3 protein-coding genes are annotated in these 2402 nt (G+C 62.6%); all 3 read left to right on the top strand.

Going from position 1 to position 2402, the window contains the following annotated elements; all coding sequences use genetic code 11:
- Positions 1-77 precede the first annotated feature (77 nt).
- Positions 78-500, top strand: a complete 423-nt coding sequence (locus IVA80_RS18490) for a transposase (protein ID WP_247433193.1) — start codon at positions 78-80, stop codon at positions 498-500.
- Positions 497-850 carry an IS66 family insertion sequence element accessory protein TnpB gene (gene tnpB / locus IVA80_RS18495; RefSeq protein ID WP_080134255.1) on the top strand — a complete coding sequence of 118 codons (354 nt, stop codon included), beginning with the start codon at positions 497-499 and terminating at the stop codon, positions 848-850. Before IVA80_RS18490 ends, tnpB begins: the two co-directional genes overlap by 4 nt.
- Positions 851-919: 69 nt before the next feature.
- On the top strand, positions 920-2402 hold a 1483-nt coding region (locus IVA80_RS18500; RefSeq protein ID WP_247433196.1), incomplete at its 3' end, for an IS66 family transposase.

A 2402-nucleotide genomic window follows, 5' to 3' on the forward strand; every position in this document is an offset into this window, starting at 1 on the left:
GGTAAGCGCTAAGCGGGAACCCTTGCTTCGGGACTGGGATGGCTGTGCGAAGCCTCCGCTTAGGACGGAGGCTTCGGATGGGATTGGACAGCAAAAAGGACGTCTATTTGGACGGCTCATCGGCGGTGTCGGTGAGCCGGCTGGAGATTCTTGAAGGGCCGTCAGGACGTCGTGTGCGGTCGGAAGCTGAGAGAGCTCGGATCGCCGCGGAGAGTCTGTTGCCCGGCGCCCAGGTATCCAAGGTAGCGCGCAAGCACGGAGTGACGCGCTGGCAGGTCTACGATTGGCGACGGCGGCTTCGACAGCGAGGTATGTTGCCGCCGTGCGAGGCGTCTCCACCAACGTTTGCGCCGCTGGTTGTGGAAGATGCGTTGGAGGAGCGTCAGGCTCCGGCGGTCAAGCTTGAGATTGCGATCGGCGATGTCGTGCTGCGGACTGACACAGCCATAGATGCTGACCAGCTATCCCGGGTGATCCGTGCGGTGCGAGCGTCACGATGATCGCGGCCGGTGCTGATCTGAAGATTTACGTTGCCACGCGGCCGATCGACTTCCGCTGTGGCCACGACGGGCTTGCGGCGAAGGTACAGGAGATGCTTCGTCTCGATCCGTTCAGCGGCGCAGCCTTCGTGTTCCGATCGAAACGAGCGGACCGGATCAAGATTTTGGTCTGGGATCGAACGGGTCTGGTGTTGGTGCACAAACGCCTCGAAGGTTGCAAGTTCGTTTGGCCAACGATCGCGGACGGAGTGATGCGCATGTCGCCGGCGATGTTCGCTGCCTTGTTCGAAGGGCTGGATTGGAGATTGGTCCGCCCGGAAGAAGCACGGCGCCCGCAGGTGGCGGGATAACTGCGGCAGAATGACTCGGCAGCTATTTTGATCGTGGCACGGGCGTCGGCGATGTGCTCGAAATAGCGCATGAGCATCGCGACACTGCGCGACGAAAACGAACGCCTAAAGGCGCTTCTGGCGCAAACGCAGGCGGCCTTGAGCGAGCATCAGGGGGCACTGGCGGCATCGGAGGAAGCGCGGCGTCGGCTGGAGGTCATTCTCGGCGAATTGCGACGCGACAAGTTCGGCTCGAAATCCGAGAAGCTACGACCAGATCAGTACCATTTGCCGCTCGAAGACGTGGAGATCGCGCAAGGCATTCTGGACGCGGCGCAGGAAAGAGCCGAGAAGGTCATCCAGGGTCGATCGCGCAGCGATCCGGATCGAGGCTCCCATCGCAATCGCGGCTGTCTGCCTGCCCATTTGCCGCGAGTGGAACGGATCATCGAGCCTGCGAGCACGCTCTGTCCGTGCGGTTGCGGCGCCATGACGAAGATCGGCGAGGACGTCAGCAAGCGACTCGACGTGATCCCGGCGCAATGGCGCGTGCTGGTCACACGTCGCCCGAAATACATCTGTCGCCGCTGCTCGGGCCCTGTCACGCAGGCGCACGCACCGGAACACGTCGTGCCCGGCGGGCTGCCGACCGAAGCGGCTATCGCTCATGTGATCGTCTCCAAGTTTGGCGACCACACGCCGTTTTATCGTCAGGCCGAGATCTATGCGCGTCAAGGCATTCGGCTTGATCGGGCGACTCTGGGCAACTGGTCCGGCCGCGCCTGCTTCCATCTTCAGCCCATCGCGGACCACATGCGCCGCCACCTGGCCATGGCGGATCGCCTGTTCATGGACGAGACCACGGCACCGGTGCTTGATCCGGGGCGAGGTCAAACGAAGAAAGGCTACTTCTGGGCGATCGCGTCAGACGACCGTGGCCACAGCGGTCCAAGTCCACCGATCGTGTTGTTCCGATATGCCCCCGGTCGCAGCGGCGCCTTCGCGGAGCAGTTCCTGGACGGCTTTGGCGGAAGCTTCCTGCAATGCGATGCCTATGACGGATATGACCGGATGACCGAAGTCGTTCGACCGCAAGGGCCTTGGACGCTCGTGCATTGCTGGAGCCATTTGCGCCGGCGCTTTGTGAAATTGGCCCGCAACAGCAAGTCGCCGATCGCCGAGGCCGCCATTCGGCACATCGCCCAGCTTTACGCCATCGAAGCCATGGTGCGCGGCGCGTCGCCGGACATCCGGCTGGCCGCGCGCAAGGAGCACTCGCTGCCCATGGTCGCCGCGTTGAAGTCCTGGTTCGAGAAACAGCTGTCGATGATCTCCAGCGGTTCGACGCTCGCCGAGGATATCCGCTATGCGCTCAATCATTGGCAGGGGCTGACCCGCTTCCTCGAAGACGGGCGTCTCGAGCTCGACACCAACCCGGTCGAGAACGCCATCCGGCCGATCTGCTTGACCAGGAAAAACGCGCTCTTCGCCGGACATGAAATCGGGGCGGAAAACTGGGCTTTGCTCGCCTCGATCGTCGCCACCTGCAAACTCAACGACGTAAACCCTGCTG

The organism is Bradyrhizobium sp. 139, assembly GCF_023074175.1.
Taxonomy (GTDB): domain Bacteria; phylum Pseudomonadota; class Alphaproteobacteria; order Rhizobiales; family Xanthobacteraceae; genus Bradyrhizobium.

Coding starts and splice junctions, on each gene's coding strand:
- tnpB (WP_080134255.1), top strand. CDS start 497: ATGATCGCGGCCGGTGCTGATCTGAAGATTTACGTTGCCACGCGGCCG.
- IVA80_RS18490 (WP_247433193.1), top strand. CDS start 78: ATGGGATTGGACAGCAAAAAGGACGTCTATTTGGACGGCTCATCGGCG.